The organism is Microbacterium sp. PM5, from assembly GCF_003293595.1.
Lineage (GTDB): Bacteria > Actinomycetota > Actinomycetes > Actinomycetales > Microbacteriaceae > Microbacterium.
The window spans coordinates 870,103-891,881 of sequence record NZ_CP022162.1; the positions used below are offsets into that span (position 1 = coordinate 870,103).

Annotated in this window: 20 protein-coding genes; 15 read left to right on the top strand and 5 right to left on the bottom strand. The window is 68.7% G+C overall.

All coding sequences use genetic code 11. From position 1 onward, the window contains the following. The first annotated feature begins 16 nt into the window (after window positions 1-16). On the top strand, window positions 17-913 hold the full coding sequence (locus tag CEP17_RS04355) for a tyrosine-type recombinase/integrase (protein WP_112931401.1): 897 nt from the start codon (window positions 17-19) through the stop codon (window positions 911-913). Between the two features lie 21 nt (window positions 914-934). Continuing rightward, window positions 935-1,522, top strand: a complete 588-nt coding sequence (locus CEP17_RS04360; protein WP_112931402.1) for a hypothetical protein — start codon at window positions 935-937, stop codon at window positions 1,520-1,522. On the opposite strand, the gene CEP17_RS04365 is transcribed toward CEP17_RS04360, so the two are convergent. Beyond that, window positions 1,507-2,091, bottom strand: a complete 585-nt coding sequence (locus tag CEP17_RS04365; RefSeq protein WP_112931403.1) for a M23 family metallopeptidase — start codon at window positions 2,089-2,091, stop codon at window positions 1,507-1,509. The two genes, CEP17_RS04360 and CEP17_RS04365, sit on opposite strands and share 16 nt — an antisense overlap. 289 nt (window positions 2,092-2,380) lie before the next feature. Between CEP17_RS04365 and rpsB the strand changes: the two genes are divergently transcribed. The 9 genes from rpsB (at window position 2,381) to CEP17_RS04410 (ending at window position 8,966) form a co-directional block, all read left to right on the top strand. Beyond that, a complete protein-coding gene (gene rpsB / locus CEP17_RS04370; RefSeq protein ID WP_036316642.1) occupies window positions 2,381-3,250 on the top strand; it encodes a 30S ribosomal protein S2 in 870 nt (289 codons plus the stop codon). An 89-nt stretch (window positions 3,251-3,339) separates the two neighbouring features. Beyond that, window positions 3,340-4,167 carry a translation elongation factor Ts gene (gene tsf / locus CEP17_RS04375; protein ID WP_112931404.1) on the top strand — a complete coding sequence of 276 codons (828 nt, stop codon included), beginning with the start codon at window positions 3,340-3,342 and terminating at the stop codon, window positions 4,165-4,167. A gap of 91 nt (window positions 4,168-4,258) precedes the next feature. Continuing rightward, window positions 4,259-4,978, top strand: coding sequence for a UMP kinase (pyrH, locus tag CEP17_RS04380; protein WP_112931405.1), 720 nt, complete (start codon window positions 4,259-4,261; stop codon window positions 4,976-4,978). A 56-nt stretch (window positions 4,979-5,034) separates the two neighbouring features. Continuing rightward, window positions 5,035-5,589, top strand: coding sequence for a ribosome recycling factor (frr, locus tag CEP17_RS04385; protein WP_036316663.1), 555 nt, complete (start codon window positions 5,035-5,037; stop codon window positions 5,587-5,589). A gap of 4 nt (window positions 5,590-5,593) precedes the next feature. Next, a complete protein-coding gene (locus CEP17_RS04390; protein WP_112931406.1) occupies window positions 5,594-6,616 on the top strand; it encodes a phosphatidate cytidylyltransferase in 1,023 nt (340 codons plus the stop codon). Beyond that, window positions 6,613-7,179, top strand: coding sequence for a DivIVA domain-containing protein (locus CEP17_RS04395; RefSeq protein WP_112931407.1), 567 nt, complete (start codon window positions 6,613-6,615; stop codon window positions 7,177-7,179). The genes CEP17_RS04390 and CEP17_RS04395 overlap by 4 nt, the downstream gene beginning before the upstream one ends. Window positions 7,180-7,362: 183 nt before the next feature. Then, window positions 7,363-7,965 carry a hypothetical protein gene (locus CEP17_RS04400; protein WP_036316664.1) on the top strand — a complete coding sequence of 201 codons (603 nt, stop codon included), beginning with the start codon at window positions 7,363-7,365 and terminating at the stop codon, window positions 7,963-7,965. Between the two features lie 4 nt (window positions 7,966-7,969). Beyond that, entirely contained in the window at window positions 7,970-8,251 is a 282-nt protein-coding gene (locus CEP17_RS15235) for a hypothetical protein (RefSeq protein WP_036316652.1), read from the top strand. 1 nt (window position 8,252) lies between these two features. Further along, window positions 8,253-8,966 carry an alpha/beta fold hydrolase gene (locus CEP17_RS04410; protein WP_112931408.1) on the top strand — a complete coding sequence of 238 codons (714 nt, stop codon included), beginning with the start codon at window positions 8,253-8,255 and terminating at the stop codon, window positions 8,964-8,966. 3 nt (window positions 8,967-8,969) lie between these two features. On the opposite strand, the gene CEP17_RS04415 is transcribed toward CEP17_RS04410, so the two are convergent. Continuing rightward, complete coding sequence (locus CEP17_RS04415) at window positions 8,970-10,049, bottom strand: AI-2E family transporter (RefSeq protein ID WP_039416921.1); 1,080 nt, start codon at window positions 10,047-10,049, stop codon at window positions 8,970-8,972. Window positions 10,050-10,216: 167 nt separating this feature from the next. On the opposite strand from CEP17_RS04415, the gene CEP17_RS04420 reads away from it, so the two are divergent. Both CEP17_RS04420 and CEP17_RS04425 read left to right on the top strand, forming a co-directional pair. Beyond that, entirely contained in the window at window positions 10,217-11,974 is a 1,758-nt protein-coding gene (locus CEP17_RS04420) for a glycosyl transferase (protein ID WP_112931410.1), read from the top strand. Further along, window positions 11,975-12,901, top strand: a complete 927-nt coding sequence (locus CEP17_RS04425; protein ID WP_112931411.1) for a tetratricopeptide repeat protein — start codon at window positions 11,975-11,977, stop codon at window positions 12,899-12,901. 32 nt (window positions 12,902-12,933) lie between these two features. Here the strand turns inward: CEP17_RS04425 and glgB are convergent, their stop codons facing one another. The 3 genes from glgB to glgX all read right to left on the bottom strand — a co-directional run bounded on the left by glgB (window position 12,934) and on the right by glgX (window position 19,324). Further along, on the bottom strand, window positions 12,934-15,072 hold the full coding sequence (glgB, locus tag CEP17_RS04430; protein WP_112931412.1) for a 1,4-alpha-glucan branching protein GlgB: 2,139 nt from the start codon (window positions 15,070-15,072) through the stop codon (window positions 12,934-12,936). Next, window positions 15,069-17,036, bottom strand: coding sequence for an alpha-1,4-glucan--maltose-1-phosphate maltosyltransferase (locus CEP17_RS04435; protein WP_112932867.1), 1,968 nt, complete (start codon window positions 17,034-17,036; stop codon window positions 15,069-15,071). Before CEP17_RS04435 ends, glgB begins: the two co-directional genes overlap by 4 nt. Before the next feature lie 188 nt (window positions 17,037-17,224). Further along, on the bottom strand, window positions 17,225-19,324 hold the full coding sequence (gene glgX / locus CEP17_RS04440; protein ID WP_112931413.1) for a glycogen debranching protein GlgX: 2,100 nt from the start codon (window positions 19,322-19,324) through the stop codon (window positions 17,225-17,227). 54 nt (window positions 19,325-19,378) lie between these two features. Here glgX and CEP17_RS04445 point away from each other — a divergent pair, with 54 nt between their 5' ends. Together CEP17_RS04445 and mnmA are read left to right on the top strand one after the other, a co-directional pair. Next, on the top strand, window positions 19,379-20,587 hold the full coding sequence (locus CEP17_RS04445; protein ID WP_112931414.1) for a cysteine desulfurase family protein: 1,209 nt from the start codon (window positions 19,379-19,381) through the stop codon (window positions 20,585-20,587). Between the two features lie 9 nt (window positions 20,588-20,596). Next, a complete protein-coding gene (gene mnmA, locus CEP17_RS04450) occupies window positions 20,597-21,694 on the top strand; it encodes a tRNA 2-thiouridine(34) synthase MnmA (protein ID WP_112931415.1) in 1,098 nt (365 codons plus the stop codon). Window positions 21,695-21,779: the final 85 nt, after the last annotated feature.

Sequence of the window (21,779 nt, forward strand, 5' to 3'; positions counted from 1 at the left end):
GCGAGATGCTGTTGCGGTGAGACTCTCCGACGCCGCCGACGCGTATGCGCGCGAGCTCTCGGACGTGCGCCGACTGTCCGCGGCCACCGTGCGCGCGTACAGCGCGGACCTGCGCGATCTCCTCGCGGTGATCGGTGACCGCGAGCTGGCCGATGTCGACCTCGAACATCTGCGGGAGTGGCTGTGGGTGGCAACGCGTCGCGGCGATGCGCGGTCGACGCTGGCGCGGCGAACGGCGGCCGTCCGCGGATTCTTCGCGTGGGCTCGGCAGACGGAGCGCATCGGAGCCGATCCGTCGCTGCGTCTGGTGGCGCCGCGACGCGGGCGGCCGTTGCCGAAGGTGGCGACGGCACCGGCGATGGCCGCCGTTCTCCGGGACGCCGAGGTGCGCGCTGACGGCGGCGATGCCCTTGCGCTGCGGGATGCGGCGCTCGTCGAACTGCTCTACGCCTCCGCTCTTCGCGTGTCTGAGCTCTGCGGAGCGGATGTCGACGACATCGACCGCGACCGCCGCACGGTCCGCGTCCTCGGGAAGGGCAGAAAGGAGCGTGTGGTGCCGTACGGTTCTCCCGCCGCCCACGCACTCGACGCCTATCTGGCGCGCGGACGACCCGCGCTGGCGGCCCGCGGTTCCGGCACGCCGGCGCTGTTCGTCGGAGCTCGCGGCGCGCGACTCGGTGCCCGCTCCGCCTATGACGTCGTCGCACGCGTCGTTGCTCCCGCGGTCGGACAAAGCGTGGGGCCCCACACGCTGCGCCATTCGGCCGCCACGCATCTGCTCGACGGGGGAGCCGACCTTCGCACGGTGCAGGAGATGCTCGGACACGCCAGTCTCGGGACGACCCAGATCTACACGCACGTGTCGGCGGAGCGACTGGCCGCGGCGTACCGCCTCGCTCATCCACGCGCGTAGACGGAGCACTACCCTGCTCTCATGAAGATTCGCGTGCTCGCCGTCGCTGCCGCCGTCATCGCCGCGTCTCTTCTCGCCGGCTGTGCAGGCGAGGCCGCGCCCCGACGCACCGTTGTCCCGACCCCGGACGCCACCTCCGCCTCCACCCCCGACGCCACCTCCACCCCGACGCTGCCGGCATCGGGCCCGGACACCGGGGCACCGACCAGTGCCGTCTCGACCACCCCGGTCGCGTGCACGAACGGACTCGCCACCGTCGCTGGCGCCGCGGGACGGTACGCGTTGTCCGGAGACTGCGCGGCGGTGACGATCGCCGGCAACGACCTCTCCCTACAGGTCGACGGATCGATCGGAACGATGACGCTTCAGGGAGACCACAGTCATGTCAGCGGTGGGGCCGACGTGTCGACGATGGTCGTCGAAGGGCAGGACAACTCCCTCGCCATCGCGAAGGTTGACGACCTCACGATCCGCGGGCAGCGCAACAGCATCACCAGCACCACGGATCTGCCGCGCCTGCAGATCGCGGGGACCAACAATACGGTCGCCGCCGCCGGTGTGGGCAGCGCCGAGGTCAGCGGAACCGGCAACACCTATCCCGGGTCCTGACCGACCTCGCAGCACGGCAGCAGCACCGCTCGCGGCAGCCCGCCCAGCAACCGGAGCGGATTGAGATAGACGTCGTCGCGGCGCGCTCCCAGGTGCAGGTCACCGGGCGTCGTGTGACCACCCAGCCCCACGGTGCCCACCCACTCGCCACGTTGCACCCGCGCTCCCACCGGCACGCCGGCGTGCACGGGCTCCATCGTCGATACCAGTCCATCGCCATGGTCGATCGTGATCAGCGGGCGATCGACCACCACCCCGGCGAAGGCGACGATCCCGTCGTCGGGTGCCCGCACGTCCGCGCCCACGTCGCTGGACAGATCGATGCCTCGGTGTCCGGGTCCGTAGGCATGGGCGGGCGCACGGTAGGCCACCGTGATGAGCGGCCGCGAGATCGGCCACCCCCACCGACCGCGCATGTCGTCGGAGGCATCCGCCGCAACCAATGCCCCCTGCCCTCCGCCGCCGGCGGCAGCGGAGGCACCGCAGGCGAGGCCGAGGCTCACCGCCAGCGCCGCGATACTCGCCGCGCCGACGCGCCTGGCCACATCACCCCGTCGGTGCCCGTTCATCTCTTCAGCCTCCGCGCCGCGGCCGACCGACCTCGACAGCCACCGACATCTGTGGACGGGCGAGGTGCGCCGCCCGTCGGGGGAGGAGGCCCCGCGGCTGATACACTGACTGAGCACCCCGCTGGTCGGGGTGACTCCGCGTGCCCACAGCGGCGCCGTCCTCGGACGGATGCCGCGGCATCCACACCCTGAGGTCTCCCCGCGACAGCGGTGAGCGGGTGTGCGCCGGGCGCCAGGCGCACGGGACCATCCGGTCCTCGCGATCAACCCAACGAAAAGGAGAACGGCCATGGCCGTCGTCACCATTCGCCAGCTGCTCGACAGCGGCGTGCACTTCGGACACCAGACCCGCCGGTGGAACCCGAAGGTGAAGCGCTTCATTCTCACGGAGCGCTCCGGCATCCACATCATCGACCTGCAGCAGTCGCTGTCGTACATCGACAAGGCGTACGAGTACGTGCGCGAGACGGTCGCCCACGGCGGCACCGTGCTGTTCGTCGGTACCAAGAAGCAGGCTCAGGAAGTCATCGCCGAGCAGGCGACGCGCGTGGGCCAGCCCTACGTCAACCAGCGCTGGCTCGGCGGCCTTCTGACGAACTTCTCGACCGTCAGCAAGCGCCTCGCCCGCATGAAGGAGCTCGAGGAGCTCGACTTCGACAACCCGGCCGACAGCGGCTTCACCAAGAAGGAGCTCCTGCTCAAGAAGCGTGAGCTGGACAAGCTGCACAAGTCGCTGGGCGGTATCCGCAACCTGCAGAAGACGCCCTCCGCGATCTGGGTCGTCGACGCCAAGCGCGAGCACCTCGCCATCGACGAGGCCAAGAAGCTCGGCATCCCCGTGATCGGCATCCTCGACACGAACGCCGACCCGGACGAGTTCCAGTTCCCGATCCCGGGCAACGATGACGCGATCCGCTCGGTGGGCCTGCTCACGCGCATCATCGCCGACGCCGCCGCCGAGGGTCTCATCCAGCGTCACCAGCCGACCGACGAGTCCGCCGACGCCGAGCCCCTCGCCGATTGGGAGCGCGAGCTGCTCGAGACTCCCGTCGTCACGGACGTCGCCGAGGTCGAGACCATCGCCACCGAGTCGGCCGCCGACGCCGCGGGCGCCGAGGCCAAGGCCGAGGGCGACGCCGCAGCGACCGCTGCCGAGTAAGACCACGTCGCCGGTGCGAGGCCCATCCTGAGGGACGGCTTCGCACCGGCATCCCACGAGAACTCACGACACGCAAGGAGCCACCACCCATGGCAAACTTCACCATCGCCGACATCAAGGCCCTGCGCGAGCAGCTCGGCACGGGCATGGTCGACACCAAGAAGGCGCTCGAGGAAGCCGACGGCGACCTCGAGAAGGCCGTCGAGATCCTGCGCCTGAAGGGCGCGAAGGGCAACGCGAAGCGCGCTGACCGCTCGACGAGCGAGGGCCTGGTCACCGCTGTCGAGAAGGACGGCAAGGTCACCATCATCGAGCTGAACACCGAGACCGACTTCGTCGCCAAGAACGAGCGCTTCATCGCGCTGGCCGACAAGGTCCTGGCTGCGGCCGCGGCCGTGGGCGCCGACTCGGTCGAGGCGGCTCTGGCCGCGGATGCCGAGGGCAAGACCGTCGCCGACCTCATCTCCGACGAGGCAGCGATCATCGGCGAGAAGGTCGAGCTGCGTCGCGTGCGCACGATCGCGGGTGACAAGTTCGAGATCTACCTGCACAAGACGAGCAAGGACCTGCCGCCGCAGGTGGGTGTCGTGCTCGCCTACACGGGGGACGACGCCGAGACCGCGCGCTCGATCGCTCAGCACATCTCGTTCGCCAACCCGACGTACCTCTCGCGTGAGGACGTCCCCGCCGAAGAGGTGGAGAAGGAGCGCGAGATCGTCACGGAGATCTCCCGCAACGAAGGCAAGCCGGAGGCCGCGCTGCCGAAGATCGTCGAGGGTCGCGTGAACGCGTTCTTCAAGCAGGTTGCTCTGCTCGATCAGGACTACGCGAAGGACAACAAGCTGTCCGTCGCCAAGGTCGCCGGTGACGCCGGAATCACGATCACCGACTTCGCCCGCTTCAAGGTCGGCGCGTAAGTCGCCTCAAGGGGTCCGCATTCACCGAATGCGGACCCCTTTTCCATGCCCCGCCTTCGATAGTCTGCATCTCGACGAGAGGAACCCCCCTGTGACCGATGAGAACACCGGACGCCGTCGCGTCCTCCTGAAGCTGTCCGGAGAGGCCTTCGGAGGAGGTCAGCTCGGGGTCAACCCCGACGTCGTCGGTCAGATCGCGCGCGAGATCGCCGCGGCGGTCGATCCGGTGGAGATCGCCATCGTCGTGGGCGGCGGCAACTTCTTCCGCGGTGCAGAGCTGAGCCAGCGCGGCATGGACCGTGGACGTGCCGACTACATGGGCATGCTCGGCACGGTGATGAACGCCTTGGCGCTGCAGGACTTCCTCGAGCAGGCGGGAGCTGCGACACGCGTTCAGTCCGCGATCTCGATGACCCAGGTCGCCGAGCCCTACATTCCTCGGCGGGCGGAACGCCACATGGAGAAGGGCCGGGTCGTGATCTTCGGTGCCGGCGCCGGTCTTCCCTACTTCTCGACCGACACGGTCGCCGCCCAGCGCGCACTGGAGATCGGGGCGGACGAGGTGCTCGTCGCCAAGAACGGCGTCGACGGCGTCTACACGGCCGACCCCAAGACCAATCCCGATGCCGAGCGGATCGACACCATCACCTATCGCGACGCCCTCCAGCGCGGGCTCAAGGTGGTCGACTCGACGGCCTTCAGCCTCTGCATGGACAACGGCATCGACATGCGCGTGTTCGGCATGGAGCCGGCCGGCAACGTCACGCGCGCGCTGCTCGGCGAGTCGATCGGCACGCTCGTCAGCGTCTGAGCGACGGGGCGCCCCGCACTAGACTCGATCTGACGTACCGAACGAATGGAGTGACCGTGATCGCCGAGATCCTGGCCGACACGTCCGCCCGCATGGACCGCGCCGTGGAGGCCGCGAAGGACGACTTCGCGACCGTGCGCACGGGACGCGCGAACCCCCAGCTCTTCCAGAAGATCCTGGTCGACTACTACGGGTCGCCGACGCCGCTGTCGCAGCTGGCGTCGCTGAACACGCCCGAAGCACGCACGCTCGTCGTGACGCCGTACGACAAGTCGGCACTGAAGGCGATCGAACAGGCGATTCGCGACATGCCGAACCTGGGCGCGAACCCCACGAACGACGGCAACATCATCCGTGTCACGATGCCCGAACTGACGGCGGACCGCCGCAAGGAGTACGTGAAGCTCGTGCGCTCGAAGGGTGAAGACGCGAAGGTGCACCTTCGCGGCATCCGTCGCAAGGCGAAGGACGAGCTCGACGCTCTCAAGAGCGAGGTCGGCGAGGACGATCTCGTTCGCGCCGAGAAGGAGCTCGACGGCGTCACGCGCAGCCATGTCGACGAGATCGATGAGGCTCTGAAGCGCAAAGAAGCCGAGCTTCTCGAGGTCTGAGGACGTGCCCACCACCGCCTCGCCAGGGGATGCCGGGACCGGAGGCGCTTCGGACCCGGAGGGGGATCGTACGCGCTCCGCAAGCCCGGCGAGCTTCCAGGCTCACGTGCGCGCCGCGCGCACCGAGATCGAGCACCAGATGGACCGGGCTCGGGCGGACTTCGAAGAAGTCACAGATCGCATCAACGCGCGCACCGGTCGCAACCTTCTGATGGCGATCCTCATCGGCCTCGCCGTCGGAGCGGTCGTGCTGGGCTCGTTGCTCTTCATCAAGTGGCTCTTCCTCGTCTTCGCCGTGCCGGTGTGTCTGCTCGGAGTGTTCGAGTTCAGCCGCGCGTTGCAGACGGCGGGCCGGCGCGTCGATGTGTGGCCGCAGATCGTCGCCGGCGCGGTCATCATGCTGTCGGCCTTCTTCGCCGGCCACCTGACCCATTGGGCGCTCACCTTCGGCGCTGTCACCGCGGTGATCGTCTGGCGGCTTCTCGCCCAGATGGTGGCTCGTGACGGCCGCCGCTACGGCGAGGTCCTCGGCGATGTGCTGATCGCCGGCTTCCTCCCGCTGTACGTGCCGTTCCTGGCCAGCCTCGCGCTCGTCCTGCTCCGCCAAGACCAGGGCGAGTACTGGGTGCTCGGCATGCTGATCGCGGTCGTCGCGACCGACACCGGGGCCTACGCGTCCGGGCTCGCGTTCGGATCGCATCCGATGGCCCCGCGCATCAGCCCGAAGAAGACCTGGGAAGGGTTCGCCGGGGGAGCCGTCGCGACGCTCGTCGCCTCTGTCCTGTGGGCGCTGTTCATGCTCGGCATCCCGTGGTGGGCCGGCGTGGTCTTCGGACTGCTGATCTTGGGATGTGCAACGGTGGGCGACCTCGGCGAGTCGATGATCAAGCGCGATCTGGGCATCAAGGACATGAGCTCGTGGCTGCCGGGCCACGGCGGCGTACTCGACCGACTGGACTCGATTCTGCCCTCCGCCGCAGCCGCTCTCGCCCTTTACTTCCTCTTCTTCCCCCTGGTGGTCTCATGAACGACGCCCCCGAGACGAGCGCGACGCCGTTTCCGCTGACAACCGGCCGCACCCGCGGCTACCGTGCGGATGCGGTCGACGACTTCCTCGCCCGTGCTCGCGCCGCGTTCGAGTCCGGCGACTCGACGGAGATCGATGCGTCGGCCGTTCGCACGGCCGCGTTCCCGCTGGTGCGCCGCGGATACCAGGTTGCGGCGGTGGATGCCGCGCTCAGTCGCATCGAAGACGCGTTCGCCGCCCGTGAGCGCGAGCAGGCGCTGTCGCGCCGTGGCGCGCGGGCGTGGGTCGGACAGTCGCGCAAGCTGGCCCAGGAGGTGCTCGATCGCCTCACCCGCCCCAAGGGGCGCCGCTTCCGTCGTGTCGGGCTGCTGCGCTTCGGCTACCGGGTCGACGAGGTCGATCTGGTCGCCGACAAGATCGCCCGCTTCCTCGAGAACGGCGAAGCCGTGACCATCGACCAGGTGCGTTCGGTCGCCTTCCGCATGCAGCGGCGGGGCTACAGCGAGGCGCAGGTCGACGCCGTCCTCGACGCGACGGTCGAGGTCATGCTCGCCGTCGTCTGAGCCGACCCGCCTGACACGCCCAACGCCGGGCGCTAGAATCGGAGGACTGTGACTGCCGACGCCGATCTGACGCCCGCCAGCGCCGACGTCCCCGCGACGCGTGCCGCGCGGAGGAACCACGTCGCCGGGCGTCGCGTCCGTCCAGCCGCTACGACGGCAAAGTGGTCGCGCCGACGCGGCGTCATGAGCGTCTTCGCGGTCTTGGCCGTTCTCGGCTTCGGTGCCGCCTACATCGGCCCGATGACGGCGGCGAGCCCGCGCGCGCACGCCGCAGAGGTGGCTCCGATCTCCCTCTATGCGTCCACCATCGCGAACGCACAGGCTTACCTCGCGGCATCCGACCAGACAGTCGGACTCGGACGAGACGGCGTCGTGTACAGCGTGTACGTCACACCCAAGCCCACCCCCACCCCGACGCCGTCAGCGGCGACGGGGTCGTCCGCGTCGAGTTCGTCGTGGTCGCCTCCGTTCGTCGCACCCGATCCGGGCACGGCGCAGTCGATCGCCTACGCCATGGTGCAGCAACGCGGTTGGGGCGACGACGAGTTCGCCTGCCTGGTGGCGCTGTGGAACAAGGAGTCCGGATGGCGTGTGGGCGCGTACAACGCCGGAAGCGGTGCCTACGGCATCCCGCAGGCGCTTCCGGGAAGCAAGATGGCATCCGCGGGCGCCGATTGGGAGACCAACCCCGCCACGCAGATCGCCTGGGGTCTCGGCTACATTGGCGGACGCTACAGCAGTCCGTGCGGGGCGTGGTCGCACTCACAGTCCACGGGGTGGTACTGAGAAGATGCCGCGCGCGAACCGACGGCAGCCCTCACCAGCCGACGATTCGTTCGATCGGCTGCTGAGCGGCTGGAAGCGCACCGAGAGCCGGCGCGGCGCGGAATGGACCGTACAACCCGTGAGCGCCGTACAGGCGCAGAAGAACTACACGTGTCCGGGGTGCGGTCGATCGATCCCGCCCGGCACGGCCCACGTGGTGGTGTGGCGTGCCGATGGCGTTCTGGGCGACGCCGCGGATCTGGCCGCGCGTCGGCACTGGCACACGGCGTGTTGGAAGGTGGCATGAGATGGAGATTCGCGGACCGGTGCTCTTGCCCGCCCGGCGTGAGGAGATCGAGCTTCAGACCCTCGACGGGTTGACCCTCGTGGGCGAACTCGCCCTTCCCGAACAGCGCGACCCCGTCGCGACGCTCGTGACACTGCATCCGCTGCCGACGGCCGGCGGGTTCATGGACTCGCACATCCTGAGAAAGGCAGCCGGACGGCTGCCGGCTCTGGCCGACCTTGCGGTCCTGCGCTTCAACACGCGCGGCACGACATCGCCCCGCGGAACGAGTGAGGGAGCCTTCGACGGCGGACGCGCCGAAGAGTTCGACGTCGCCGCGGCGCTCGCTTTCGTCGAGGCGCGAGGGCTGCCGCATCCTTGGCTGGTGGGATGGTCTTTCGGTACCGAGCTCGCTCTCAAATACGGCCGGGATCACGCGATCGACGGCGTCATCTTGCTCTCACCGCCGTTGCATCGTGCGACGGCAGAGGACGTCGCCGCGTGGCAGGGGGAGTCTCGGCAGCTGGTGGCGCTGATCCCGGAGTTCGACGACTACCTTCGCCCTGAGCAGGCTCGGGACCGCTTCGCGCCGGTCGACCACGCGAGAGTGATCGCCGTCGACGGGGGCAAGCATCTCTGGGTGGGGGAGACGCAGACCCGCCGCGTTCTGACGGAGATCGTCGCAGCCGTCAACCCGGACGCGCTGCCCCTCGCCACCGCATGGGACGAGGGATAGGACTCAGCGCTCGTTCTGACGGGGAATGATGACCTGCCGGTAGATGATCAGGACGCTGGCCGCGACAGGAATCGCGATGAGCGCGCCGAGAAGCCCGAGGAGGGCACCGCCGGCCAATGCGGCGATCACGACGACGGCGCCGGGCACCGACACCGCACGATTCATGATGCGCGGCGACAGGATGTAAGCCTCCACCTGCATGTACACGACGTACCAGACGAGTGCCACGATCGCCGTCAGAGGCGAGCTGAGCCCGGGGATGAGACAGGTGAGCACGATGATCGCCGAGCCGGTGAGGGTGCCGACGAGGGGGATCAGCGAGAAGAAGAACGCGATCACCGCCAAGACGGCCGGGAACGGGGCGCCGATGATCGAGAGGAACGCGGCGCTGAGCACACCGTTGATCGCACCGAGCGTGACCTGACCCATGACGTAGTGACCCACGGACGCGGTGATCTGCTCGGAGAGATCGATGTATCGCGCGCGCTTCGAGGCGGGCACGAGCTGAGCGGCAGCCGCCTTCAGCGAAGGGGTCGAGGCCGTGAAGTAGATCGTGAGGATCAGGATGATGATCGCGCCGGTGATGAGCGAGATGATCGAGGCGCCGATGCCGAGGATCACGTTGCCGGCAGAGGTGCCGATCTGAGCGAAGTCGAGGCTGTTGAACCAGTCGGATGCGTACTTGAACGCCATGTCGACGTCCAGCGCGGGGAAGGTCGAGTGCAGCCACTTCGACAGATCGTCGACGGGGTTCCATGAACCGTTGACGGCGCTGTCGATGAGGCGCTGAATCTGTGTGATCAGCTGCGCGATCTGCCCCACGAGAACCGGGATGACAATCAGCACGATGCCGGTGAACACCGCCAGCACGGCGGCGAAGGTGATCAGAAGCGCTGCCCACCGCGGCAGACGGCGGCGCTCGAGCCAGCTCACGAGAGGATCGAGGCCGAGCGCCAGGAAGAGAGCCGTCCCCACGTACAGCAGAATCGTCGACAGCGACTGCACGCTGGAGATGAGCAGGATGCCGACCCCGACGCCGAGAGTGGCGACGAGAGCCGTTCGGAACGGATGCTGCAGCTTCATGGTGATGTCAGAATACGCACCGAGCGGCGCTTTTCCCGTCAACACGGCCACGCAGTTCCACCGCAGGGAGAGGGTGCTCCCGGGCGACGCACAGCAGGATGTCGCTAGGCTGGAATGTCGATTGCGCGCCGCGATCCCGTCTGCGGTGCGCGCGGGAGGTGTCTTACGTGCGTTTCGTCTGGGCTGTGACAGCCTTCGTGCTGGCTGCGGTCATGATCGGTGCCGGCATCGCCCAGCGCACCGTGCTGCAGGGTCCGCGCACCGAGAGCGAGACGATCTCCGTCGCCGGAGACGCGCCGTACATCCTGATCGACGGCAGCGTGCTCAACAGCCACAGCGGCTCGCAGACTCTCCGCGTTCAGGAAGCGGGCACGATCTTCGCGTCCTACGGGCGCACGGCCGACCTGAAAGCGTGGTTGACGCCCTCGTCGTACACCCACGTGACCCTCGACGGGGGCGCCACCACGACGACAGCGGTCGCGGCGAAGAACCCGCCCGCGGCCGGCAGCGCGCCGATCACGCCCGTCGGCTCCGACCTCTGGCTGGACGAGTTCCAGCAGGACGACGTCCTCATCACCCCTCTGCAGCTTCCCGCGGACATGAGCCTGCTCGTCGCCACTGACGGAGTGAAGCCGGCACCGAGCAGCCTCACCCTGAGCTGGCCGACGGGCGCGACCACTCCCTGGGCGGGGCCGCTCATCGTGCTGGGCAGCATCTTCCTGCTGGTCGGCATCATCGTGTACGTCCTCGGCGTGCGACATGCGCGCCGATCGCGGGGACCGCGACGCAAGGGCCTTCCCATGCCCGTGACCGAGCCCATCGACGTCGCGGTCACGGGTGCCGACAAGGGTGTCATCAGCGCCACGCCCTCGCGGCGTCAGCTGACGCGCGGCAAGCGCGCACTGCTCGCGGCTCCGGCCGTCGGCGTCGCTGCGTTGCTGTTCACCGGCTGCACCGCGGACGCATGGCCTCAGCTGGCCGGCACCCCGACCCCCACGGCATCCGAGAGCGTCGTCGTGCCGCAGGACCAGGGACAGCCCGCCGTGACGCAGCAGCAAGGCGAGCGCATCCTCACGCGGATCTCCGAGCAGGTGGCGAAGGCAGACGCCGCGAAGGATCCCGCGGCGGCCGCGCTGCGGTTGACGGGATCGGCACTGGCGGCGCGAGAGACCGACTACAAGCTGCGCGACGTCGCCGGGCACACCGCGCTGAACGCAGTGCCGGACAAGCCGGTGAAGATCATTCTCCCCGAGGCCTACGACGGGTGGCCGCGCACGTTCTTCGCTGTCATCGAGACGGGGGACGTCATTCTGAGCGTGACCCAGGAGGACCCCTGGTCTCCGTACAAGGTGAGCAGGGAAGCCGAGCTGGTGTCGCAGGCCAGTCTCAACCTCGCGCCCTCCTACGTCGGCGCGATCTCCATCGACCCGGACTCGCCGTTCCTCGCGCTGGCTCCCAACAAGGTGGCCGCGGCCTACGCCGACATCCTCACCAACGGCGACAGCAGCGCGTTCGCAGCACAGTTCGACTCGACGAACGACCCCTTCCGCAAGCTGGTCGCGGACAACCGCGCCACGCGACTGCAGGCGTTCAATCAGACCGGGGCGCAGACCGGGACGCTGACGTACGCCGCATCCGCCGGCCCGGACGAACCCATCTCGCTCGCCACGCTGGATTCGGGAGCGATCGTCGCGGTGACCGTGCATGAAAGCGACACGGTCAAGCCCACGAACACCGACGCCGTCATCAAGCTCGACAACAACGCAATCGTGCAGACCCTCACCGGAGTGAATCAGTCCTCGACCGGTTTCACGACGACCTTCGTCGACCAGCTCTTCTTCTTCGTCCCTTCTCAGAGTTCCAGCAAGCGCATTCAGCTGCTGGGATACTCGACCTCCATCCTCGACGCGAAAGTAGCCCCCTAAGTGAGCGATCCCACCTCGGGCGCCGTGCTGCGCGGTGCCGTCGACCTGTCGTCTTTGCGTTCGCGCCCGTCGGCACCGGCCGGTGCGGCGGCGCCGGCCGGTGGCTCCCGCGCGTCGCTGATCTTCGATGCCACCGACGAGAGCTTCGGCCAGGTGCTCGAGCTGTCGCGATCCGTGCCGGTCGTGGTCGACTTGTGGGCCGAGTGGTGTGGCCCCTGCAAGCAGCTGAGCCCGATTCTCGAGAAGGTCGTGACCGAGCTCGACGGACGTGTGGTGCTCGCCAAGGTCGATGTCGACGCGAACCCTCAGCTCGCCCAGGGCTTCCGCGCGCAGTCGATCCCCATGGTCGTCGCCCTCGTCGCGGGGCAGCCCGTTCCGCTGTTCACCGGTGCGGTGCCGGAGCAGCAGGTCCGCGACGTCTTCGCCCAGCTGCTGCAGCTGGCTGCCCAGAACGGTGTCACGGGCACGGTCCCCGTCGACGGGGCGTCCGAGCCGGAATCCGACGAGCCCGTCCTGCCCCCGCGGCACCAGGAGGCGTTCGATGCGATCGAAGCGGGTGACTACGCGCGCGCCGTCGCGGCGTACGAAATGGCGCTCGCGGAGAACCCGCGCGACGAGGAGGCTCGGGCCGGTCTCGGCCAGGTACGTCTCCTGCAGCGCGTCCAGGGCCTGGATCTCCAGCAGGCGCGGGATGCCGCGGCATCCGCGCCCCGCGACATCGATGCGCAGTTCGCCGTGGCCGACCTCGACGTCGTCGGCGGTCACGTCGACGACGCGTTCGCGCGCCTGCTCGACCTGTTCGCCGTGCTACCCGCTGATGAGCGCGGCGCCGTGCGCGACCGCCTCGTCGAGCTCTTCGGACTGATCGGCGACGGCGACCCGCGCGTCATCCGCGCCCGTGGTCGTCTGACCTCACTGCTGTTCTGACACGGAACGTTCCGGCACCGGTCGCCGGCTGTTCAGGCGGAGCGGCCGAGCCAGAGCACACCGAGCGGCGGCAGAACGAGCGTCGCGCGCCCGTTGTCATCGGCGTGCACGGTCCCGAAGTTGCCCACTCCGGAGCCGCCGTAGGCCTCCGCATCGGAGTTGAGCAGTTCCCGCCACGCTCCGCCGGCGGGCAGGTCCAGGGCGTAGTCGTGAAGGGGAACGCCGGAGAAGTTGCAGATGACGACCACGGTGTTGCCCCGGTCGTCATCCCGGGCGAAGGCGATGACGTTCGGGTTCCAGGTGGGTGCGCCCAGGCGCCGGAACGCGGAGCCATCGCTGTCGCGCGCCCACAGCGGTGAGTTCTCCCGGTAGACGCGATTGAGCGCAGCCACGAAGTCGAGGAGCTGACGGTGCGGCGGCTGATCGAGCATCCACCAGTCCAGTCCTCGCCCCTCCGACCATTCGGACAGCTGCCCGAAGTCCTGGCCCATGAACAGCAGCTGCTTGCCCGGATGACCCCACATGTACGCCAGGAAGGCGCGGGTGTTGGCGAGCTTCTGCCAGTGATCACCCGGCATCCGTGTGAACAACGTGCCCTTCCCGTGAACGACCTCGTCATGGCTGATCGGAAGGACGAAGTGTTCGCTGAAGGCGTACACGAAGGAGAAGGACAGTTCGCCCTCATGATGGCCGCGGTACATGGGGTCACGCTTGATGTACTCGAGCGAGTCGTTCATCCAGCCCATGTTCCACTTGAGACCGAAGCCGAGGCCTCCGGCGCTCGTGGGCGCCGTGACGCCCGGGTAGCTGGTGGACTCCTCCGCGATCATGGCGATGCCGGGGTAACGCTTGTATGCGGTGGCGTTGACCTCCTGGAGGAACCGGATGGCCTCCAGGTTCTCGCGACCGCCGTAGATGTTCGGCTCCCACTCGCCGGCTTCGCGCGAATAGTCGAGGTAGAGCATCGAGGCCACGGCATCGACGCGCAGCCCGTCGACGTGGAACTCCTCGAGCCAGTACAACGCGTTGGCCACGAGGAAGTTGCGCACCTCGTTGCGGCCGTAGTCGAAGATGAGCGTGCCCCAGTCCTTGTGCTCGCCACGGCGGGGATCGGGGTGCTCGTAGAGGGGGTCGCCGTCAAAGCGGGCGAGAGCGAAGGCGTCTTTCGGGAAATGGCCCGGAACCCAGTCCATGATGACGCCGAAGCCGCCCTGGTGCAGGCGGTCGATCAGATAGCGCAGGTCGTCGGGGCTGCCGAAACGGCTCGTCGGCGCGTAGTAGCCACTGACCTGATAGCCCCATGAGCCGCCGAACGGATGCTCGGCCAGCGGCAGGAACTCGACGTGGGTGTAGCCGGTCTCGGTGAGATAAGCGATCAGGGGCTCGGCCGCGTCCCGGTAGCCGAGTCCGGGTCGCCACGACCCGAGGTGGAGCTCGTACGTCGACATCGGCTGGGACAGGACGTCGCGGCCGGCGCGGGCGGCCATCCACTCCTCGTCGCCCCAGCTGTACGCGCTTTCGGTCACGACGGAGCCGGTCGCCGGCGGAACCTCGGCACGCTGGGCCATCGGATCGGCCTTGAGAATCCAGCCGCCGTGGCGCGTGAGGATCTCGTACTTGTAGACCGTGCCGGCAGTGAGCCCGGGCACGAACAACTCCCAGACACCGCTGGAGCCGAGGCTGCGCAGTGCGTGCCCCTGGCCGTCCCACGCGTTGAAGTCGCCGACCACACGAACCGCGCGCGCATTCGGAGCCCACACGGCGAACGACACACCGCTGATGCCGTCGTAATGACGCACGTGCGCGCCGAGTGCCTGCCAGAGCTGCTCGTGCCGACCCTCCGCGATCAGGTGGCGGTCGACGTCGCCCAGGGTCGGAAGGTGACGGTAGGGATCGTCGACGCGGTAGTCGGCACCGCCGTCGTAGGTGGCAACCAACTCGTACGCCCGCGGCTGTGTCGGGCTTTCGCCCTCCCAGATTCCTCCGCGCACGTGATCGAGCGCGATCTCGGTGCCGTCGTCCGCGACGGCCGTGACCGACGACGCCATCGGCCGACGTGCACGGATGACCCACGATCCATCGGTGCGCTGATGCGGACCGAGGACGTCGTGCGGGGCGTGATACGAACCCGTCGCGACCGTGTCGAGGACCTCGTCCGAGATATCGCTCATCGCGTCTCCTTCACGTGCAGGATGTGAACGGGTTCGTCGAATGCGTCGAGACGGACGAAGTTGTCCTGATTCCAGGTCCAGCTCGCGCCGGTCACGAGGTCTTCGACGACGTAGTCGGCGCCGCGGGCAACGCCGAACACGGTGGAGTCGATGTGCACCGTGGTCTGGCGGGTCGAATGCGGGTCGACATTGGCGACGACGATGATCGTGTCGTCCACGCCGTCGGCGCTCAGCGCCGCGGGAAGGTGCTTGACGTAGACGAGGATCGCGTCGTCGTCGCTCCAGTGGAGAGAGACGTCACGCAGCTGTCGCAGCGCCGGATGAGCGCGGCGGATCTCGTTGAGGCGCGTCAGGTAGGGCGCGATGGAAAGGCCCTGGGATGCCGCGGCATCCCAGTCGCGCAACTTGTACTCGTACTTCTCGTTGTCGATGTTCTCTTCCGACCCGGGCCGGGCCACGTTCTCGATCAGCTCGTAGCCGGCGTACACGCCGTAGGAGGCGCCAGCGGTGGCGGCCAGGGCTGCCCGGATCTTGTAGGCGGGGCGCCCCCCGTACTGGAGGTACTCGGTGAGGATGTCAGGCGTGTTGACGAAGAGATTGGGCCGCATGAAGTCGGCGGTGTCGTGGGACACCCAGCGAAGGAACTCCTCCAACTCCGCCTTGGTGTTGCGCCACGTGAAGTACGAGTAGCTCTGCTGGAAGCCGGCCTGCGCGAGCGCCTGAAGAGGAGCTGGACGAGTGAAGGCCTCGGCCAGGAAGATCACGTCCGGGTGCTCGGCATTCACCGTGGCGATGAGCCATTCCCAGAACTGCAGCGGCTTCGTGTGCGGGTTGTCCACGCGGAAGATCTTCACGCCCTGCGCGATCCAGTGCCGGACGATGCGGAGGACTTCGGCGCGAATGCCCGCAGGATCGTTGTCGAAGTTGATCGGGTAGATGTCCTGGTACTTCTTCGGGGGATTCTCCGCGTAGGCGATCGTGCCGTCGGGCAAGGTGGTGAACCACTCCGGGTGAGCAGCGACCCACGGGTGATCGGGCGCCGCCTGAAGAGCGAGGTCGAGCGCGACCTCGAGTCCCTCGGTCCGCGCCGCACGGACGAAGGCCCGGAAGTCTGCGAGGGTGCCCAGGTCGGGGTGCACCGTGTCGTGGCCGCCGGCTGCCGACCCGATGGCCCACGGCGAGCCGGGATCGCCCGCGGCGGCGGTCAGCGTGTTGTTGGGTCCCTTGCGGTTGACCTCGCCGATGGGGTGAATCGGCGGCAGGTACAGCACGTCGAAGCCCATCGCGGCGACCGCCGGCAGCCGCTTGGTGGCCGTGCGGAAGGTGCCGCTCTTGATCGATCCGTCCTTCAATCGCTTCGCGCCCTCGGACCGAGGGAAGAACTCGTACCAGGCGCCGACGCCCGCGCGCTCCCGCTCCACGAGCAGCTCGAGATCGGGGCCCACGGTGACGAGCGACTGCAGGGGACGTGCGTCGAAGTACGCGGCGATCGCGGGGTCGCGGACGATGGCCAACGCCTCGTCATCGCTCGTCTCCGGGTCGCGCAGCGCGCCGGCGGCAGCGCTCAACGCCTTGCGTTCGGCTGCCGGGCGATCCTTCTCCCGCGCCGCATCGGCGAACAGTCTCGCGCCCATCTCGCGCATGAGCGGGGTGTCGACCCCCGCCGCGATCTTCACGTCGGCCGCGTGCTCCCACGTCGCGACATCGTCGCCGAACGCTTCGAAGCGGAACCGCCAGATGCCCTCTTCCAGGGGAGCGATGTCGACGCTCCAGCGGTCGAAGCCGTCGCCGCGTGCAGACAGCCGGTGCAACGACTCCTCTCCGGAGGGGGAGAAGAGCCGCACGTGCACGCCGATGAGGTCGTGGCCCTCGCGGAACGCGGTGACGGTGAACGCAACGGCTTCGCCGGAGAAGGCGGATGGCCGAAACAGCGCGTCCGGCACGGACGGGTGCGGCAGTGCCATCGGGATCCGTCCCGCCCGCGTGTCGGTGACGCCCCGCCAGACGGTGACCGGGCGGACCGGAATCTGTGCAGCGCTGCGCAGCGTCGTCGCGCGAGGAGGAACGGAGGGAGCGGAGCGCGTCGTCGAAGCCACGTCTCGAACCTACCGCCGAACACCGAACGGGCACACCACTCGGCGTCCGGTTCGCGTCATTGCATCCGGAACAGATGCAGAGCGGTTCCGGGGAGGGTGAGCACGGCGCCCGGCGCGAACAGCGGCTCGGTCGTGTCGGGACGGTCAGGCACGCTGGACCACAGTGACACGTAGCCGCTCACGCCCTCGATCGTGGGAAGCGTGACCTCGACCGGCCTCTCGGTGCCGTGCACGACCAGCAGGATACGGTTCGGGTCCTCCTCTTCCGGCGTGGATGCCGCGTCATACTGCAGGGTCCGGTGAGCGGGATCGGTCCACCGCTCGATCGACATCGTCTCGCCGTTCTCGTCGTACCAGTCGATGACCGACGCGCTGGGGACGACGTGAGCGTCGCGGGCGAAACGGCGCGGTCGCAGGGCGGGGTTGTCGCGGCGCAGCTGAATGAGACGGCGGACGTGGGCCTGCAGGTCCTCCTGCCAGGGTGCGTGCTCCCAGTTGACCCACGTGAGAGGAGAGTCGTGGCAGTAGGCGTTGTTGTTCCCTCGCTGGGTCCGGCCGGCCTCGTCTCCCGCCGTCATCATCGGCACGCCGGCCGACAGCAGCAGCGTTCCCATGAGGTTGCGCATGGCCTTGCGGCGCGTCGCGAGGATCGTGTCGTCGTCGGTGCGGCCTTCGGCGCCGTGGTTGAAGGACCGGTTGGTGTCGGCCCCGTCACGGTTCTGCTCGCCGTTGCCGAGGTTGTGCTTGACGTCGTAGGAGACGAGGTCGCGTAGCGTGAACCCGTCGTGCGCCGTGACGAAGTTGATGCTCGCAAGCGGCCCGCGTTCCGCGGTGAAGGTGTTCGATGAGCCGGCGAGCCGCGTCGCGAACCCTCCGATGCCGACGGGGGATGTCGACGCGCGGCGGGCGTAGTCGATGTCGCTCAGCCAGAAGTTGCGGACGCGGTCGCGGTAGCGGTCGTTCCATTCGGCCCAGCCGCTCCCGAAGTTACCCGTCTGCCAGCCGCCCATACCGACGTCCCATGGCTCGGCGATCATCTTCAGATCCGCGAGCGCCGGGTCCTCGACGATGGCCCGCAGCAGCGGGTGATGGGGATCGAAGGCGTTGTCACTCCCACGGCCGAGGGTCACGGCCAGGTCGAAGCGGAAACCGTCGATCTGCACGTTGTCGGCCCAGTACCGCAGGGAGTCCAGCACCAGACGCGCGGCGGCGTCGGTCGCCGTGTTGACGGCGTTTCCGCAGCCTGTGACGTCGATGTAGGCGCCGTCGTCTTCCTGCCGGTAGTAGCCCCGGTTGTCGATGCCGCGGAAGCTGGATCTCGGTCCGCCCAGACCGAGCTCGGACGTGTGGTTGTACACCACGTCGAGGATGACCTCGATGCCCGCCGCATGGAGGTCACGCACCATGGTCTTCACCTCCCGCAGCACGGCATCCGGGCCGGCGGCGACGGCTTCCGCCGTCGCGTACGGGGCGTGTGCGCTGAAGAAGTTGAGAGTGTTGTAGCCCCAGTAGTTCGTCAGTCCCTGATGCAGAAGACGGGGCTCCGTCTCGAACGCGTGGATCGGCAGGAGTTCGACGGCCGTCACGCCGAGATCCCGCAGGTGCGCGATCATCGCCGGATGGCCGAGTCCCGCGTAGGTGCCGTGCAACGCCGGCGGGATGTCCGGGTGCCGCTTGGTGAGACCCTTCACGTGCGCCTCGTAGATGACGGTGCGGTCCATCGGCGTGTGCGGGCGCGGCACGTCGTTCCAGTCGAATGCGTCATCGACGACGGCCGCGCGCCACTGGCCGATGCGCACGGGCACGAGTCCTCGCGCATAGGGGTCGAGGAGCAGGCTCTCCGGGTTGAAGGTCTGCCCGGGACCGGACGGTCCTGTCACGCGAAGCGCGTAGCACGCCCCTACGCGCAGATCCGGTGTCGTCACCTGCCAGACATCGCCTCCCGCGGGGGCCAACGGGATGGTCGCGGTGATCCAGTCGAGATCATCCGCGTCGAAGACGACGAGATCGATGCCGGTCGCATCCTCCGACCACACGCGCAGAGTCCCGCCTTCGGCGCCGAGGGTGACGCCGAGCCGGTCGAAGGCGGGTCCGAGGAAGGGAGCGGGCGTGGCAGGGTGGGCTTCGGCGACACGGGACGGCTTCGGGCTGGCCATGCGCTCTAGAGTAGTGACGCGGTGAGTCCGCGTCGTCACGAGGGCGGGAGCGTCATGTCGATCTACCTCGACCATGCGGCGTCGGCGCCCCTGCGTGACAGCGCCCGCGTCGCATGGATGGCGGCGGCGACGCTGACGGGCAATGCGTCCTCGGTGCACGGTGCCGGACAGGCCGCACGACGACTGCTGGAGGAGTCGCGCGAGCGCATCGCCGCCGTGCTCGGCTGCGACCCGATCGAGGTGGTGCTCACCTCCGGGGGGACCGAAGGCATCAACCTGGCGCTGAAGGGTCTGTGGTGGAGCAAGCCCGATGATCGAGACGCCGTCGTCCTGCCCGACGGCGAGCACCATGCGAGCGTGGACACCGTGGATTGGCTGCGCCTGCGGGGCGCCCGCGTGCGCGCGGTCGCTCTCGATTCAGTCGGGCACATTCCTCTCGACCGATTCCGAACGGCGCTGAGCGCCCCCGACCCCGCGGCCCTGGCGACCGCGCTGGTCGCCAACAACGAGGTGGGTACGGTCCAGGATGCCGCTCAGCTGGCGGCATCCGCCGCGGCCGCCGACGTGCCGCTGCACCTCGACGCCGTCGCGGCGATGGGTCACCTGCCGGTGTCCTTCTCCACGTGGCGCGGCGATGCCCCACCGGGCGCCGGTCTGGTGGCCCTCAGCATCTCGGGGCACAAGGTCGGTGCTCCCGTCGGAACGGGCGCCGTCGTCGTCTCACGCCATGCCCGCATCGCAGCGCTGCTGCACGGCGGAGGCCAGCAACGCGGACTGCGCTCGGGCACGCCGGACATCGCCGGAGCCGCGGCGCTCGCCGTCGCCCTCGAAGACGCCGAGACCGAACGCGTCAGCGAACAGACACGGCTGGCGGCGCTGGGAGATCGGCTGCTGTCCGGCATCCGGGCCGCGATCCCGCAGGCCGAGTTGCTGGGCGATGCCCGAGATCGCCTGGCAGGCAATGTGCACGTCCATCTGCCGGGCGCGATGGGGGAGACGTTGCTGTTCCTTCTCGATCAGGAAGGGATCTCGGTCTCGACCGGGTCTGCGTGCCAGGCCGGTGTCGCTGAACCCTCGCACGTCGTCCTCGCTCTGGGGCGCGACGAGGCCGTCGCGCGCTCGGTGCTGCGGATCACCCTCGGCCGCACCACCGCGCCGAGTGATGTCGATGCTCTGATCGCGGCGCTTCCGCTGGCCTATGCCCGGGCAACCAGTGCCGCCCGGCCGCGAGGACTCGGAGCCGCGGGCGTGCAGCCCTCGTAGACTGGAGCGATGCGTATCCTGGCGGCCATGAGCGGCGGCGTCGATTCCGCCGTGGCCGCTGCGCGCGCCGTGGATGCCGGTCACGACGTCGTCGGCGTCCATCTCGCCCTCTCGCGTGCCGGTGGCACCCTGCGAACGGGAAGCCGCGGCTGCTGCACGATCGAAGACGCGATGGATGCGCGCCGGGCGGCCGATCGGCTCGGCATCCCCTTCTACGTCTGGGATTTCTCCGAGCGGTTCCGCGACGACGTCATCGACGATTTCATCGCCGAGTATCGCGCGGGTCGGACGCCGAACCCGTGCATGCGCTGCAACGAGAAGATCAAGTTCGCAGCTCTGCTCGAGCGTGCGCTCGAGCTCGGGTTCGACGCGGTGTGCACCGGTCACTACGCGATGATCGTCGATACACCCGACGGACGCGAACTGCACCGGGCGAGCGACGAGGCCAAGGACCAGTCCTACGTCTTGGGGGTGCTGACGGCCTCACAGCTGGCCCACACCTACTTTCCGCTGGGGGCGACGCCCTCCAAGGCCCTCGTCCGTGCCGAAGCAGCAGAGCGCGGCCTGACGGTCGCCCAGAAGCCCGACAGCCACGACATCTGCTTCATCCCCGACGGCGATACCCGCGGGTGGCTTGCCGAAAAGGTCGGCACCGCGCGCGGCGACATCATCGACCGTGACGGCGCGGTCGTGGGAAGCCACGACGGCGCGCACGGGTACACGGTCGGACAGCGTCGCGGTCTGCAGCTGGGCGTTCCCGCGTCCGATGGCAAGCCGCGATTCGTCCTCGAGGTCCGTCCCGTCTCGAACACGGTCGTCGTCGGTCCGAAGGAGGCGCTGGCCACGGCGGAGATCTCCGGCTCTCGCCACAGCTGGGCCGGCCGAGCGCCGCAGGATGCCGAGTTCCCCTGCCAGGTGCAGATCCGCGCCCACGCCGACCCCGTGAGGGCGTCGGCCGTGATCCGCGACGGCATCGTCACGGTGCGCCCGGATGCGCCCTTCGACGGCGTCGCGCCGGGTCAGACCGCGGTGCTCTACGACGGCACGCGGGTGATCGGGCAATTCACGGTCGACCGCACGGTCTCGGCCGTCCCCATCGCGGGTTGAGCTCGACCCCCGTCAGCGTGCGACCGCGGGCACCGGGCCACGCGCGGCGCGCACGGGGCAGGGCGATGTCGGCCGCCCCACCTAC

Bases quoted from the DNA above. Each gene is read 5' to 3' on its own strand.
- CEP17_RS04360 (WP_112931402.1), top strand. From the start codon at position 935: ATGAAGATTCGCGTGCTCGCCGTCGCTGCCGCCGTCATCGCCGCGTCT.
- CEP17_RS04365 (WP_112931403.1), bottom strand. From the start codon at position 2,091: ATGAACGGGCACCGACGGGGTGATGTGGCCAGGCGCGTCGGCGCGGCG.
- rpsB (WP_036316642.1), top strand. From the start codon at position 2,381: ATGGCCGTCGTCACCATTCGCCAGCTGCTCGACAGCGGCGTGCACTTC.
- tsf (WP_112931404.1), top strand. From the start codon at position 3,340: ATGGCAAACTTCACCATCGCCGACATCAAGGCCCTGCGCGAGCAGCTC.
- CEP17_RS04395 (WP_112931407.1), top strand. From the start codon at position 6,613: ATGAACGACGCCCCCGAGACGAGCGCGACGCCGTTTCCGCTGACAACC.
- CEP17_RS04400 (WP_036316664.1), top strand. From the start codon at position 7,363: ATGAGCGTCTTCGCGGTCTTGGCCGTTCTCGGCTTCGGTGCCGCCTAC.
- CEP17_RS15235 (WP_036316652.1), top strand. From the start codon at position 7,970: ATGCCGCGCGCGAACCGACGGCAGCCCTCACCAGCCGACGATTCGTTC.
- CEP17_RS04410 (WP_112931408.1), top strand. From the start codon at position 8,253: ATGGAGATTCGCGGACCGGTGCTCTTGCCCGCCCGGCGTGAGGAGATC.
- CEP17_RS04415 (WP_039416921.1), bottom strand. From the start codon at position 10,049: ATGAAGCTGCAGCATCCGTTCCGAACGGCTCTCGTCGCCACTCTCGGC.
- glgB (WP_112931412.1), bottom strand. From the start codon at position 15,072: ATGAGCGATATCTCGGACGAGGTCCTCGACACGGTCGCGACGGGTTCG.
- CEP17_RS04435 (WP_112932867.1), bottom strand. From the start codon at position 17,036: ATGGCACTGCCGCACCCGTCCGTGCCGGACGCGCTGTTTCGGCCATCC.
- glgX (WP_112931413.1), bottom strand. From the start codon at position 19,324: ATGGCCAGCCCGAAGCCGTCCCGTGTCGCCGAAGCCCACCCTGCCACG.
- CEP17_RS04445 (WP_112931414.1), top strand. From the start codon at position 19,379: ATGTCGATCTACCTCGACCATGCGGCGTCGGCGCCCCTGCGTGACAGC.
- mnmA (WP_112931415.1), top strand. From the start codon at position 20,597: ATGCGTATCCTGGCGGCCATGAGCGGCGGCGTCGATTCCGCCGTGGCC.